Origin of the sequence: Pectobacterium aroidearum, assembly GCF_041228105.1 — a bacterium.
GTDB classification, from domain to species: domain Bacteria; phylum Pseudomonadota; class Gammaproteobacteria; order Enterobacterales; family Enterobacteriaceae; genus Pectobacterium; species Pectobacterium aroidearum.
Map to the genome: position 1 here is coordinate 5144106 of NZ_CP166097.1, position 14563 is coordinate 5158668.

Here is a 14563-nt window from a genome sequence, read left to right on the forward strand (position 1 = left end):
TATGACACTAAGATGACATAATGAAAAAAACGCTTTTGTCACTTCTGCTTTGTTTGAGTACTTCTGCTATGGCCGCTCAAGAACCGATAAATATTACGATTCTGGGGACATCCGACCTGCACGGCACCTTTGTTCCCTGGGATTACGCCACCGATACCGCCAACATGGCGGGCAGCCTGAGCCAGATCGCCACGCAGGTGCATAAAGTCCGCGCACAGCAGCCGAATGTCATTCTGGTTGATGCGGGCGACACAATTCAGGGCAACTTTGTCGAAACCTTCAAAAATGACAAAACCAGCCCGATGATCCTCGGTTTCAACGCCCTGAATTATGACGTTTGGGTAATGGGCAACCACGAGTTCGATTTCGGCCTGAACGTGCTCAACACCTCGCTTGACCAGTTCAAAGGCACCGCGCTGGCGGGCAACATTTTTTGGGAAAGCGGTAAACCTTACTTACCCGCCTATAAAATTGTCGAACGGCAGGGCGTGAAGATTGGCATCATCGGGATGGATACGCCGATGACCGCTGAATTCGCCAAAGGCACTGACCGCGTGAAAGGACTGAACTTCACCGATCCCGTCGGGGCGGTAAAAACCGTGATCCAGCAAATTCACGATAAGGTCGACGCCATCGTGCTGGTTGCCCATATGGGTATCGATAACGAGAACCAGCGGCCAGGCACTGGCGTGGGCGACATTGCTCGCGCGAACCCAGAATTAGCCGCTATCGTCGCGGGCCATATGCACGTAAAAGTGGATAAAGAGGTGATAAATGGCGTAATCGTCACCGAACCAGACAAATATGGCCGCGCACTGTCGCGCATCGATTTGCAGTTTGAACAGCAGAACGGCAAATACGTACTGATCAACAAAGACAGCTATACCTATTCAATTAAGGACGTGGATTCTGACCGCAAGATGGAAGATATCTACGAGCCTTATCACAATACCCTGCGCGCCAACGCCAACCGTCCGATTGCTCAGCTCCTCGGGCACGATCTGGTGCCGCAAGATGCCGTGAAAGGCATTCCTCAGGTACACGTACAGGACACGGGTATCAGCGCCCTGTTCCAGGAAGCCAGCCGCCATTACGCCCCCAAAGCGCAGGTTATCGCACTGCAAATTGATAACGATCGGCCCAAGCTGAACGTCGGCACCATCTCCGCAAAGGACATTGCCTTTAACTATCAATATGCTGGCGGTGAAATCACGGTTTATCAGCTCACAGGAAAAGAACTGAAGAAATATATGGAATGGTCAGCGGGTTATTTCAACCAGCTACAGGACGGCGATGTGACTTACAGTTTCAATCCACAGCGCCGCGCGTCCAAATATTCCACCAATGATTTCTTCGACGGCGTGACGTACACCATCGACCTGACAAAACCTGCCGGGCAACGCATTACCGACCTGAAAATGAATAACGGCACGCCGGTTACCGACGACATGCCGATTCGTCTGGGTATGAATAGCTACCGTATGGGCCACCTGACGCAAAAAGGCGGTGTGCTGGAAGGTAGGCAGTTCCCGGTACTGTCGGACACCAAAGCGGAATATGGCGAAGAAGCGGGCACAATTCGTAACCTGACCATCCGCTATCTGACCGAGGTGAAAAAAGGTCAATACGAAGGCACTGTGCCGCAACGCTGGAAGCTGGCTGGATTGCAGGGCTATGAACGCGAACGCCACATCGTCGAATCGCTGCTCAACAGCGGAAAAATCAGCGTGCCAACGTCAGACGATGGCCGCTATAGCAATGTGCAATCCATCAACGTGAAGTCGCTGCTGCTGCCGGATACCGCGCAGAGGGAGAAACACGTGGCGGAGCTGACGCAACAGCGCGACAGCGCCACCAACGCGTTGACCAAACAGCGGCTGAACGATCAACTGACGATAATCGCGGCCATAAACTAACCGACGCTTCGCGGGAAGCCGAAATGGCTGACCGCGTGTGTCGAGCGGTGATAATGGAGAGATCGTAGAGATACTGCCTGCCAATGGCTGGCAGTATTATCTCTCGCTGCGGGCTTTCCAGCGTTCGCTCGTCAGGTAACCGTTCACCCCCACATCCAGGAAAGGGCGTGGCGGCAGGTAGTTCGCCTGCCCGAGCGATTGCATATCGCCAATCAGCGGGTTGTCTTCACCCAGTGCCAAATCCGCCAGAATATGTCCGGCAGCGGTTTGCTTCGACAGACCTGCCCCGTTACAGCCTGCTGACGCGTACACATTGTCGCTTAGCTGTCCCCAAATTGGTGCCCCGTTGCGTGTGACGCTAATCAGCCCTGACCAGGTATGCGCCATTTTCACATCACTCAACTGTGGGAACATGCGGGCAAAAATAGCCGCATGACGCCGCGCGTGGCGTCCGGTTTCTACCGCACTATTGACCAGCTCCGGGGCAAATTTCACATGCTCCCGAATAAGGAAACGATGGTCACGCGTATAGCGTAGTGTGGCACTGGCTAGCGCATTGACCGGCGTTAGCCCCCAGTCCGGCATGTCGCCCATACGTGCTATCTGTTCCGCATTCAGCGGTTCCGTCAGCGTCGCGAAAGTCGCCACGGCAAACACCCGACCATTGAACAACGGCAAGCCACGCGCCGCGCCGTTAATCGCCATCATCAGCTTATCCGCCTGAATCTCGCCATAGGGCGTTTCCACGCGAATGCGCGAACCTGTCTCGATATTCAGTGCCGGAGAATGGGCGTAAACCGTCACGTTCTTCGGCAGGTTCGCCACTAACCCAACCACCAGCGCCGCCGGGTTTAGCAGAATGCAATTGGGGGTATACACGGCGCGATGATAGAAAGACGTGCCGAGGCGACGAGCAAGCTCGTCTTTTTCCACCACCTGATAGGATTCACCCAGATCGTCCAATTCACGGACATAGGTGTCGATCAGGCCGTTGAACGTCGAACTGACCGCACAGTGATATTTACCCGCCACGCTCCAGTCGCACGCGATAGCATGGCGATCCACCTTCTCTTTCAGATGCGCCACGCCGGACTGCAACAGACGGCGATAAGCCGCCGCTTTTTCCAGCTCGGCCGTCGAGCTGCCGATATTGTGCGGCAAATCGATGACGAAACCAGAATTACGCCCAGAGGCATTGTCGCCAATCTCGCCGGCATCCAGCAGGATAATGTGTTTATCCGGGCGCTGTTCAGCCAGACGCTGTGCAAAGGCGATCCCCGCATAGCCTGCGCCGATCACCAGCCAGTCCGCGGTTATTTTTCCACGCTGCTGTGGGTAATTCGGTTTATCGATAAGATCTGCCGACCAGCCATTACGATTCTGATCGAAAGGAAGGTGTTTGATTTTCACAATGGTGTAAGCCTTGAGGAGAACGGGTTGTACCGAAAGGCGGAACAGAAACCCGACGATACGTAATACGGATTAAGATAAAGAAAGGCAGGAAGCGGTGTCCAGCAAGAAATGTATATATTTTAAATAATTGGCGTGTACATACCCTAAATAATTCGAGTTACAGGAAGGCGGCAAGAGAGGAAATCCCGATGAGCTTACTCAAGTAAGTGATTCGGGTGACTGACAAACCTGCTAGAGGCTGGTTTGAACGCTGCTTGCAGCGGCTCCAACGGAGCGAGACACACGCAAGTGTGTCGAGTAGCGCAGCCAACACACCTGTAACTTGAAGTATGACGGGTAAGAGCGCCTGCGAATACAGGCGCTCAGAAGGACTAAGGCGTTACACCACGCCCTGCGCCAGCATCGCGTCGGCCACTTTTACAAAGCCCGCCACGTTGGCACCGCGCACGTAGTTAGTCTGGTTGCCTTCGCCACCGTACTGCACACATGCAGTGTGAATATCCAGCATGATGTGATGCAGACGCGCATCCACCTTCTCGGCTTTCCAGCCCAAACGCGCCGCGTTCTGCGCCATTTCCAGCCCGGATGTCGCTACGCCGCCCGCGTTAGCCGCTTTGCCCGGTGCAAACAGCACGCCCGCATCCAGGAACGCATCGGTCGCCGGGATCGTCGTTGGCATGTTCGCGCCTTCTGCCACGGCTTTCACCCCGTTAGCAATCAGCGTCTGTGCCGCTGGCAGGTCCAGCTCATTCTGTGTGGCGCACGGCAGTGCGATGTCTACCGGCACTTCCCACGGCGTTTTACCTGCAAGGTAGGTCAGCTTCGCTTCACGCGCATAATCTTCCACGCGACCATAGCGTTTATTTTTGATCTCTTCCAGCAGCGCCAGTTTCTCTGGGGTAAACCCGTTCTCATCCACCACCGTGCCGTTGGAATCCGATGCCGTGACCACACGCGCACCCAGCTCCATTGCTTTTTCAATCGCATACTGCGCCACATTACCGGAGCCGGACACCGCAACGCGCATGCCTTCAAAGCTCAGACCGTGGCGTTTCAGCATCGCTTCCGTGAAGTAGATCAGGCCGTAGCCCGTCGCTTCAGGACGGATCAGACTGCCGCCGAACGACAGCCCTTTACCGGTGAAGACACATGCGGTGTTGTTGGTCAGCTTCTTCATCATACCGGTCATGAAACCGACTTCGCGGCCACCCACGCCGATATCGCCCGCCGGAACGTCCGTATCAGCGCCCAGATGACGATACAGTTCCGTCATCAGCGCCTGACAGAAACGCATGATTTCGCCCTGGCTTTTCCCTTTCGGGTTAAAGTCCGAACCGCCTTTACCGCCGCCCATTGGCAGCGTTGTCAGCGCATTCTTGAACGTCTGTTCGAAGCCGAGGAATTTCAGAATCGACAGGTTAACGGACGGATGGAAACGCATGCCGCCTTTGTACGGCCCGATCGCGGAGCTAAACTGGACACGCCAGGCACGGTTCACCTGTACCTGACCTTTGTCGTCCGTCCACGCGACGCGAAACTGAATCACACGTTCCGGTTCTACCAATCGCTCCAGCAGGCTGTAATCCGCATAGTGAGGGTTCTGCTCCAGAAAAGGCCACAGAGTCGAAAGCACTTCATTAACGGCCTGTAGAAATTCAGGCTGATGCGGATCGCGTTGTTGAACAGAATCAAGAAAACTCGCCAGAGATACGATTTGTGCCATGAACAGCTCCTGATTGAACGAATAAGCTCCCTTCTGCTTCTTTATTTTTAGACACGCAGAAGCTTGTGGGATCGATGAAAATGATGTTGTGTCCTCTGGACTATAACACTGGCGATGGATATTTAAGCAAGCGTTTTCTTTTCAGATAAACGTTAGAATCCAATGAGATAGGAAGGGTTTTTCGGCGATTTAGGAAAGGAAATTTGACATAAGTTTTTGTTATATAACAAAAGGCACAGCCTTGAAGCCGTGCCTTTCGTCACTGAAAAAAAATGCAAAAAAAGCTAATTTTTATTCGTCTTCATCATCACGCAGCGGCACGATGAGCATGTCGACATGCACGGTATTAATCAGCTGGCGCGCCGAAGACATCAATTTGCTCCAGAAGTCCTGATGGTGGCCGCACAGCACCAAATCGGCGTCGTATTTCTTAATCGCATCAACCAGTACTTGTCCTAAATCACCGCTGCCGCTCAGCGTCTCGCTGATGGGGTAGCCCGCGTTCTGTGACAGCTCGGTTAACGCGTTCTGGGTTTCTTCGGAGATACGCTGTTGCATGTCGCCCAGATTGACGTCGATAAGCCCCGTGTAGAGATCGGAGTAGTTCACATCAACGTGGATTAACGAAACTTTCGCATTGTACGGTCTCGCCATTGAAACGGCTTTTTCCACTAACACTTTGCTTTCTGGAGAAAGGTCAACAGCAATAAGGATGTGTTTGTAAGCCATAATAAGACTCCTTCCGTAAAGACTAATTAAGGGTTAGCAGCTATTTCTCCTGCCAATCTGATACTTAACAGCGGATTATAGGATAGCACTCATCCGCAGTATCGGACTGTTCAGTTGATCACAACCCGTTTTCAAACCTGTTAATTCTATTGATAAGTGTAGTAGAAACCGCTCCTTTTCACAGTTAAATCGCGCAGCTTCTCCTTTCAGAAAGGGCATTATCTCGCCGAAAATCGTCCTTAATGCCGATTGCGCCTGCCTCTCTGGCACAAAAGAACATTCTTCTTCTACACTACAAGTAGGGGACGGTGCGCCTGTCCGCCGTCCTCTGGGATGAAAAACGAGAACGGGGCTAGCCGTGATGCTGTTGGCTATCCAAAATGACAATAAAATCGTGCGTAAGCACGTGGCATAACTATTCGTCGTCGAAAAACATCGCAGAAAAATGTCGTAGATAAGCGTCGCAGGTCATCGTAACGCTTGTCATCGGTCACAGGTGGGCAACGGGAATGTGTGGCTATCGTATCTGACGAATAGAACGACCGGGAGGGAAGCATGATTAGTACATTTGCGCTTTTCTGGGCTTTATGTATCGTCTGCATCATTAATATGGCGAGATACTACTCTTCATTGCGCGTGTTACTGCTGGTTTTGCGTGACTGTGACCCGCTACTTTACCAATACGTTGACGGAGGGGGATTCTTTACCTCGCACGGCCAGCCAAGCAAGCAAATCAGGCTGGTAGGCTATATCTACGCACAACGCTATCTTGATCATCACGACCCTGAGTTTATTCGCCGCTGCGAGCGGGTGCGGGGACAATTCCTGCTCACGACCGCCCTATGTGGCCTTATTGTCATCAGCCTGATTGCCATGATGATATGGTATTAAAACATCGTACTTATATAATTATTGGTACTTACACACTCTCTGGTATTAACACCATGAACGTCGATAAAAAGTAAAAAGGCGATTCCCCACAGAATCGCCTTTTTTTATGACGAACATCCTTGTCCGTCCCCCTGTGGGCCGCCGCAAGCGGCGTTGAAAAACGTTCCCTACGTTTTTTATGCGTGATGAATGACCGCAGTTAAATCAGCTTCAATGCCAGCCAGTACAGCGTCCCGGACATCAGCATCGAGATAGGCAACGTCAGCACCCAGGCCAGCAGGATACTTCTTATCGTTTTACCCTGTACGCCACCACCGTCAGCAATCATCGTCCCGGCAACCGCCGAGGACAATACGTGCGTGGTGGAAACTGGCATACCGGTGTAGCTGGCAACGCCAATCGACAGAGCCGCCGTCACCTGCGCCGAAACGCCCTGTGCATAGGTCATGCCTTTCTTACCAATCTTCTCGCCGATGGTCACAGCTACGCGTTTCCAGCCCACCATTGTGCCTAGAGACAGCGCCAGTGCGACAGCGACGATAATCCAGAGAGGCGCATACTCAACTGTCTGCAGCATGTCTTTACGCAGATTGCTCAGGTAGCGTTTATCTTCACCCGACGTTTCTGGCAGCTTGATCACCCGATCCATCGTATCCGAGATACACATCAGCAGGCGACGCACTCTGCTACGATCGTCAGGGTTCAACTGGTCGTAACTTTTCAGGTTATTCAGCAGGCCCTGTGTACGCTCAATCGCAATCATCACGCGTGAACTGTCACAGTGAAATTCTTTCTGGCCATTGCCGGGAATCGTGTTTTCCGGTGCAGGAATCACAGGCGGAGACAGATCGATAACGTGCGTCAATGCGTCGCCGTGCTGCTTGTAATATTCCTGCAAATTGACAACGGCATCGCGGGTACGACTGATGTCATAGCCAGATGCGTTCATGTTGACAATGAATCCGGCTGGCGCGACGCCAATCAGTACCAGCATAATCAAACCGATACCTTTCTGACCGTCGTTTGCCCCGTGAGAGAAGCTCACCCCAATCGCCGATAGAATCAGCGCGGTACGCGTCCAGAATGGCGGCTTGCGTTTGCCATCCTGCTTCTCGCGATCGACAGGCGTCAGGTGCACACGTTTACGCTTTTTACTGTTGTTCCAGAACCGACGCAGCACCAGCAGCATCAGACCCGCAACCACCATCCCCACAATCGGCGATAGCAACAGCGACAGGAAAATGCTGATCATTTTCGGCACGTTCAACGCATCCACGACGGAAGTATTCGTCAACAGCGCGTTGGTCAAACCAATACCGATAATGGAACCGATCAGCGTGTGAGAACTGGAGGCAGGAATACCGAAATACCAGGTACCCAGGTTCCAGATAATGGCGGCCAGCAGCATGGAAAACACCATTGCCAAGCCGTGCGCCGAACTCACGTTCAGCAGTAAATCCGTGGGGAGAAGGTGAACAATCGCATAGGCTACGCTCAGGCCGCCCAGCAGTACACCAAAGAAGTTAAAGATACCCGCCATAACAACGGCAAACTCTGCGCGCATAGCGCGGGTATAAATAACAGTGGCAACGGCATTCGCAGTATCGTGAAAACCGTTAATGGCTTCATACATGAGTACAAACAACAAAGCCAATATCAACATCAGGCCGGTGTAGTAATCCAGTCCGGCAAATAAATGTAGCATAAACGTTAGGCCATTTAGTGGTCATGAACGCGGCGCATTATCGGCGACAAGCAGGGGTCGGGAAAAGCAAAATATGACATTTTTTTGACTTAATATGTGATGGGGATCGACGGAGAAATCACTTAATCAATAAAAATCAAATAATTATATATTATTACTAAAATACGCAAATTGTTACGCTGGTATCGAACAAAAACCAACACTACAATTTGCCGCCCCGTGGCTTATGCTTGCGGCCATCCAAGAAAATCTATTCACTCATCGGAGAAATGCATTGTGGAACAGTTTGACGCTGTCATCATCGGTGCCGGTGCAGCAGGCATGTTTTGCGCAGCACAGGCGGGACAACGCGGACTGCGTGTGCTATTGCTCGATAACGGCAAGAAGGCTGGCCGGAAAATATTGATGTCCGGCGGCGGTCGCTGCAACTTTACCAATATGTATGCAGAACCCGCGGCGTACCTGTCTCACAATCCTCACTTTTGCAAATCGGCACTAGCGCGTTATACCCAATGGGATTTCATCAGTCTGGTCAACAGCCATCGCATCGCTTACCACGAGAAAACGCTCGGCCAGCTATTCTGCGATGATTCCGCACAGCAAATCGTTGACATGCTGGTAACAGAGTGCGAACGAGCTAACGTCACTCTCCGTCTGCGTAGTGAAGTCACCTCGGTAGAAAAATCAGACGATCTATTCACCATCCAGCTAAACAACGGCACATCATTCCAAAGCGCATCGCTGGTTGTTGCCTGCGGCGGCCTGTCGATGCCGGGCCTGGGCGCGACGCCGTTCGGCTACCAGCTTGCTGCACAGTTCGATATCAACGTGCTCCCCACTCGCGCCGCGTTAGTGCCTTTCACATTGCATAAGCAGCTGCTCGAACAGCTGCAAACGCTCTCCGGCGTCTCTGTGCCTACCGTTGTCACCGCAGAAAACGGCGTGACGTTCCGTGAAAACATTCTGTTCACGCACCGTGGGCTCTCTGGCCCTGCTATTTTGCAGATCTCCAGCTACTGGCAGGCCGGGGAATTCGTCACCATCAATCTGCTGCCCGACCGCGATCTCACCCAGCTCATTAATGACGAACGCATCGCTCACCCAAACCAAAGTCTGAAAAACACGCTGGCGCAGTGGCTGCCTAAACGACTGGTTGAATGTCTGCAAGCGTTAGGACAACTGCCGGACGTCACATTGAAACAGCTCAACAGCGCACAGCAAACACAGATGGAACAGAGCCTGCAACAGTGGCGCGTACAACCAAACGGCACGGAGGGCTACCGCACTGCCGAAGTGACCATCGGCGGCGTTGACACCCGCGCGCTGTCCTCCAAAACCATGGAAGCCAACGCGGTGCCGGGGCTGTATTTCATCGGTGAAGTGGTCGATGTGACCGGCTGGCTCGGCGGCTATAATTTCCAATGGGCATGGAGCTCCGCATGGGCGTGTGCGCAGGCGCTGCCTTTTAGTAAATAGGCACTATAATAACCATTCAGTGATCTCCTTTAATGCATGGACATGGAGAAAAGGACGTCTCTACATAGGCCTCCGCTGCCAGAAAGGAAATGTGGATGAGTCCCAGACTTAACAAACATAAAATCAACCTCTTGCAGTTACTGGTTGCTGGCATACTGCCGCTGCTGCTTGGGTTGTTGTTCACTTTTGTTGAGTCCAGATTAATGGTAAAGCGGGATTTGGAATCCACTGCGCAAATCGCGATGAATCATGCCGAGAATATTTCGGCACAGGCATGGAAGATGGTAGATCGTCTCCAGCGCTTCCATGGTCAGCCCTGCAACATTATCGGCGATGAATTGCAGCGCCTCGGTTCGGTCTTTTCTTACTTTCGTGCCATTGGCGTTATCCATAATACCAATGTCTATTGCTCTTCAACGTTTGGCAGCACACTGACGCCAATCAGCCGCGTCATTCAACAACCGCTGCCAGAGACGTATTCTGAACGCTGGAGCCTGTCGATTGCTGGTTCAGACAACGTGAAAGAACGGCCGGCGCTGATTTTTGTCCAGATGCCTCTTACGGGTGACGGCGCTTACGCCATGGTCGATGCGCAATATCTGATCGACCTCATGATTGCGATTAGCAAAATACGCGGCTACCAACTTACCCTGAAAATGGATAACGGCCATCCGATTCAAACTGGCCCGGCGATTACGCCCCGCATCGGCCTATTTTCTACCTCTGCGCTTGAAATCAGGTCGAGCCGATTCCCGATTACGCTCAATATCACCGCCCCAGCTTCTCAGGAAATAGCGAACTGGAAGCAGGCTTTCTTCACGTTTCTGCCACTGGCGATTATTCTCTCTCTGCTTTTCACTACGGCGATCTGGTACTGGCAAAAACGTAAATTATTATTCCGCGACGAAATCCGCAAAGGCATCGCTAACGGCGAGTTTTCCGTCTATTACCAGCCCATCTATGATGCAGAATCGCAAACCTGCACCGGCGTTGAGACGTTACTGCGCTGGCGACGTAGCAACGGGAAGTGGATCAGACCTGATATATTTATCTCTGCCGCCGAAGCTGAAAGTATGATTATTCCCATCACTCGGCACTTATTTGATCTGGTGGCATCAGATATTGCCAGTTGGCAGGTAAAGCCGGGGTTTCATCTGGGGCTCAACGTTGCAGCCGAACACCTGCATCATCCCAGTTTTGTATCAGACGTACACCGTTTCGCAGAGAAGGTCGCTTCTCATTCATTAAGCATTTCTCTGGAACTGACGGAACGTAACCTCATCAGCAATGGCCCTGAAATCATACAGCGCCTGCATCAGCTACGTGAAGATGGCTTTATGATTACCATTGATGACTTTGGTACCGGACACTGTTCACTCTCTTATCTGCAAAACTTTCCGCTAGATTGCCTGAAAATAGACCAAGGATTCGTTAGCGCAATTTCATCACCAGATGAAGAAGCGCCAATTCTTGATGCCATTATTAATTTGAGCCATCGCATCAATCTTCAATCCGTCGCGGAAGGCGTAGAAACCAAACAGCAGCTCATGTATTTACAACAGCACGGCGTCAAATATATACAGGGATTCCTTTACGCTAAGCCGATGGATAATGAATCGTTTCTCGTCTGGCTTCACTACAATGGCAATAAATCGATAGAGAGCTTTATGATGAAAAATGAAGAAGGGAAGAAGAACGACTAACCGGCGGAAACATGTCCACCGGTTTTCGATATCAGATAAATCAGAAACGATAGCCGACGCCAATATTAAAGGCATCGACACGCGTTTCATAAATTTTCGTGCCTTCGTAGCCAATATCAATCGCCCAGTTTGCTACTGGCGTAATTTGAATACCGGCACCGTAAGCAAAGCTGGATTTACTTTCACTACCCGATTCACGGACAGCATCTCCCTCTTCCCAACTGGATTTACCGCGCCCAATACCCGCCAAGCCATAAACGCTGACATATTCGTTAAAACGGTAGGATGGCCCAGCCATGAGTGAATAGTATTTCAACTTATAAACATCACTGCTTGAATTCTGATAATACTCTGTTTGCTCCGCGCTCACATAAGTGAAAGAGCCAATAATGCCGAGATCGGAATCACCTTGATAATGGTATTTTGCGGTAATCCCTTTTGGATCTTTAAAGTCATCGACTTTCGCCTGAGCATAACCCAAAGATACCGTTTGTGTTGCCTGAGCAACAGACATTCCCATGGCACAAGCAAGTAGAGTGGAAAGCAGCAGCGTTGTTTTTTTCATGATCGAAACATCTTCCATGTTTGAATAAAAAAGACGATTCCAACAAAGCGAATATATAACTATCGCGAATGTTGACCGCACATAAACTTACATTTAAATACGGTTAGGTAAAGTCAGTCTTATTTTTAAACAATAGAGGGAAATTCTGGATTTAATTATTAAAAAACAAAAAGATAAATAACGAAGAGGATAATTAACCCACTATTTATCGTTCGGTTTTTGGGAACATTCTGAACTAAAAACGCGGAAAATATAGCAATTCATGACATCAGAAAGCGCCAGAATAAAACCCTATTTTTATAAAGGATTAGTATGGCAAAGGGCAATTCTTATAATCGAACAGTTTTATAAACGAACGGTTTTATAAACGAATAGTGTGAATAGACGATATCGAACAGGGGAAAAATTGAGAATGACTTACGGAGGAAGAAAGGTGGTCGGCGAGAGAGGATTCGAACCTCCGACCCACTGGTCCCAAACCAGTTGCGCTACCAAGCTGCGCTACTCGCCGAATGCGGGCGCATCTTACTGCTACCCTATTGGAGCGTCAATACCTTTTTAGCAAAAGGATTTCGGCTGCCGCTAAAGTGTCCATCTCTTGCATTGGCAGCCTGAAACCGACGTCCTTGTCCGTGATTCATGTCAATTAGCGGGTCTCTGACACCAGTTATTTTTAGGGTTAATACCGCCGTCAGGCGATGTGTATCCCAGGCATCCAAGAATCGTATCAAACAGCTCTTCATGGCGATGTGTTTTACCAACGCGCTGCTGAGCTTTCAACTGCTCAAACGCTTGCAGATTATCGGTATCAGCCAGAAACTTATCCGACGTCCACACCATCATTGGTGAACGAAACTGCTCGGGCGGCGCCATCTGACGCGGCGTGCCGTGCAGATGATAGTTTTCATCAATCGATTCACCGTGATCGGAAGCATAAAACACGATAGCTTTCTTATCCCGAACCTGATCGATCACGCTATCAATAAAGCTATCGGTATAGAGCACGCTATTATCGAAAGCATTAATCAACTGCTCACGCGAACAGGAGGCATCAACGCCCATACACTCCGGCTGATAACGCGCATAGCTGCGAGGATAGCGCATGGAATACAGGTAATGGGAACCTTTGGTATGCAGCACGATCAAATGCTTGCCTTTGGGATAACGTGCCAGCGATTCCTTAACCTCATCGACCAGCAACATGTCCTGCACCGATTTACCGTCATTGTGTTTCTCTGACGCAATCATTTCGCGGAAAGAGTAGTTGTTCGCCTCAATGCTATTGTAGAACCACACTTCACTTTGCATAGCAAACAGCTCAGAGGTAAAACCCAGCTCTTTCAGCACGGCAAAGATGTTCTGCTCTTTCAGCGTTCGCTGCGGGTTATCTTCCGTACCGCCTTCTCGCACAAACATACAGCGCATGGAAAGCTTGGTTGAGGTATCACATGACTGACCACGGAATGCGACCAGATTCTTTTCTTTCGATAACTTTGGCGTCGTATCGCGCTCGTAGCCTAATAACCCCATATGATCCCAGCGGGTGGTTTCACCGATAATGAAAATCACATAGGTATCATCAATGCCTTTTGGCGGGACATAAGTAAAATGCTGAGCCGGATCGAAAAGATTGGAGGAGTCCTGACTTTCGTCATACTTCGTGTACGCAAATAAACCTAACGCAGACAACCAGTTAGAAGGCAAATACGAGTGAGCGACGACACCGCCATAGCTAGGCAAATCCACATTAGACTCCCGCTCGGACACTGACTGAATGTTGTCCATATAGCGAATCGGCATCCAAACCAGCGCAACGACGGCGACAAGAACCAGAAGAGGAATTAAACGCTTCCCCGGCGATTTAAGCTGTTCGATCAGCGTATGGCGCAGCGAGTTCTTCCAGATCAAAAACAGCGGCAGCGCACTTACCACCAACATCCATAGGAAAAAACGAAAACCAATAACTTCTTTAGAAAGATCAATATCGGTGGTCATGACCGCAGCAATGATGCCATAGCCGATCACGACATTAAAAAACGTCATGTAATAGCTGGCAGCAACGGAAATCAGCACCAGGAGAGAAGCGATAACCCGATAAAAACGACGTCCCCCGAGTGAAATAATTCTCATCAGGAAAAAGGTGAATAAGATACTCGCCGTCAATTCGACAAGAGCGGGAATAAACGTTGGAACCTGATTACCAGCAGAGAGTGAAAAATAATCAACTCGGCGATAATACACTGAGATATTGAGAAAAAGACCAATATAAATTGCCAGGACAAACGATAATTTGGGTTGCGAAAAAGATGCTACAAACTTCATTATGACAAGTGCTCCAACAAACCTTTCTTATTATCTGAAGCTATACGACAACATCCCTATGTCTGAGTTCAACAGAAATACCCCGACTCTCGGCATTTTATATCGCAAAATAGCAAATAG

Annotated in this window: 10 protein-coding genes and 1 tRNA gene; 4 read left to right on the forward strand and 7 right to left on the reverse strand. The window is 50.4% G+C overall.

The features are described from left to right. Positions 1 to 20 precede the first annotated feature (20 nt). On the forward strand, positions 21 to 1916 hold the full coding sequence (locus tag AB8809_RS23220) for a bifunctional UDP-sugar hydrolase/5'-nucleotidase (RefSeq protein WP_181845550.1): 1896 nt from the start codon (positions 21 to 23) through the stop codon (positions 1914 to 1916). 96 nt (positions 1917 to 2012) lie between these two features. Here the strand turns inward: AB8809_RS23220 and AB8809_RS23225 are convergent, their stop codons facing one another. The 3 genes from AB8809_RS23225 to uspA all read right to left on the reverse strand — a co-directional run bounded on the left by AB8809_RS23225 (position 2013) and on the right by uspA (position 5781). Continuing rightward, positions 2013 to 3326: an FAD-binding oxidoreductase gene (locus AB8809_RS23225; protein WP_015842283.1), complete on the reverse strand. Its 1314-nt coding sequence runs from the start codon at positions 3324 to 3326 to the stop codon at positions 2013 to 2015. 382 nt (positions 3327 to 3708) lie between these two features. After that, complete coding sequence (gene gdhA, locus AB8809_RS23230) at positions 3709 to 5052, reverse strand: NADP-specific glutamate dehydrogenase (RefSeq protein ID WP_015842284.1); 1344 nt, start codon at positions 5050 to 5052, stop codon at positions 3709 to 3711. A 291-nt stretch (positions 5053 to 5343) separates the two neighbouring features. Next, complete coding sequence (gene uspA, locus AB8809_RS23235; RefSeq protein WP_015842285.1) at positions 5344 to 5781, reverse strand: universal stress protein UspA; 438 nt, start codon at positions 5779 to 5781, stop codon at positions 5344 to 5346. Positions 5782 to 6336: 555 nt separating this feature from the next. Between uspA and uspB the strand changes: the two genes are divergently transcribed. After that, positions 6337 to 6672 (forward strand): universal stress protein UspB, encoded by a 336-nt coding sequence (gene uspB / locus AB8809_RS23240; protein WP_014913651.1) that lies wholly within the window; start codon positions 6337 to 6339, stop codon positions 6670 to 6672. Between the two features lie 199 nt (positions 6673 to 6871). Here the strand turns inward: uspB and pitA are convergent, their stop codons facing one another. After that, positions 6872 to 8377 (reverse strand): inorganic phosphate transporter PitA, encoded by a 1506-nt coding sequence (gene pitA, locus AB8809_RS23245; RefSeq protein WP_181830091.1) that lies wholly within the window; start codon positions 8375 to 8377, stop codon positions 6872 to 6874. A 276-nt stretch (positions 8378 to 8653) separates the two neighbouring features. Here pitA and AB8809_RS23250 point away from each other — a divergent pair, with 276 nt between their 5' ends. After that, positions 8654 to 9853 (forward strand): NAD(P)/FAD-dependent oxidoreductase, encoded by a 1200-nt coding sequence (locus tag AB8809_RS23250; protein WP_349856909.1) that lies wholly within the window; start codon positions 8654 to 8656, stop codon positions 9851 to 9853. A gap of 95 nt (positions 9854 to 9948) precedes the next feature. Further along, positions 9949 to 11556: an EAL domain-containing protein gene (locus AB8809_RS23255; RefSeq protein ID WP_015842288.1), complete on the forward strand. Its 1608-nt coding sequence runs from the start codon at positions 9949 to 9951 to the stop codon at positions 11554 to 11556. Between the two features lie 40 nt (positions 11557 to 11596). Here AB8809_RS23255 and AB8809_RS23260 read toward each other — a convergent pair whose 3' ends face one another. The 3 genes from AB8809_RS23260 to eptB all read right to left on the reverse strand — a co-directional run bounded on the left by AB8809_RS23260 (position 11597) and on the right by eptB (position 14443). Next, complete coding sequence (locus AB8809_RS23260; RefSeq protein WP_256542619.1) at positions 11597 to 12121, reverse strand: Ail/Lom family outer membrane beta-barrel protein; 525 nt, start codon at positions 12119 to 12121, stop codon at positions 11597 to 11599. Between the two features lie 434 nt (positions 12122 to 12555). Then, positions 12556 to 12632, reverse strand: a tRNA-Pro gene (locus AB8809_RS23265). Between the two features lie 131 nt (positions 12633 to 12763). Further along, on the reverse strand, positions 12764 to 14443 hold the full coding sequence (gene eptB / locus AB8809_RS23270; RefSeq protein WP_349856910.1) for a kdo(2)-lipid A phosphoethanolamine 7''-transferase: 1680 nt from the start codon (positions 14441 to 14443) through the stop codon (positions 12764 to 12766). Positions 14444 to 14563: the final 120 nt, after the last annotated feature.

Excerpts from the sequence above, each read along its gene's own strand:
- AB8809_RS23220 (WP_181845550.1), top strand. The coding sequence starts at position 21 with ATGAAAAAAACGCTTTTGTCACTTCTGCTTTGTTTGAGTACTTCTGCT.
- gdhA (WP_015842284.1), bottom strand. The coding sequence starts at position 5,052 with ATGGCACAAATCGTATCTCTGGCGAGTTTTCTTGATTCTGTTCAACAA.
- uspA (WP_015842285.1), bottom strand. The coding sequence starts at position 5,781 with ATGGCTTACAAACACATCCTTATTGCTGTTGACCTTTCTCCAGAAAGC.
- uspB (WP_014913651.1), top strand. The coding sequence starts at position 6,337 with ATGATTAGTACATTTGCGCTTTTCTGGGCTTTATGTATCGTCTGCATC.
- pitA (WP_181830091.1), bottom strand. The coding sequence starts at position 8,377 with ATGCTACATTTATTTGCCGGACTGGATTACTACACCGGCCTGATGTTG.
- AB8809_RS23255 (WP_015842288.1), top strand. The coding sequence starts at position 9,949 with ATGAGTCCCAGACTTAACAAACATAAAATCAACCTCTTGCAGTTACTG.
- AB8809_RS23260 (WP_256542619.1), bottom strand. The coding sequence starts at position 12,121 with ATGAAAAAAACAACGCTGCTGCTTTCCACTCTACTTGCTTGTGCCATG.
- eptB (WP_349856910.1), bottom strand. The coding sequence starts at position 14,443 with ATGAAGTTTGTAGCATCTTTTTCGCAACCCAAATTATCGTTTGTCCTG.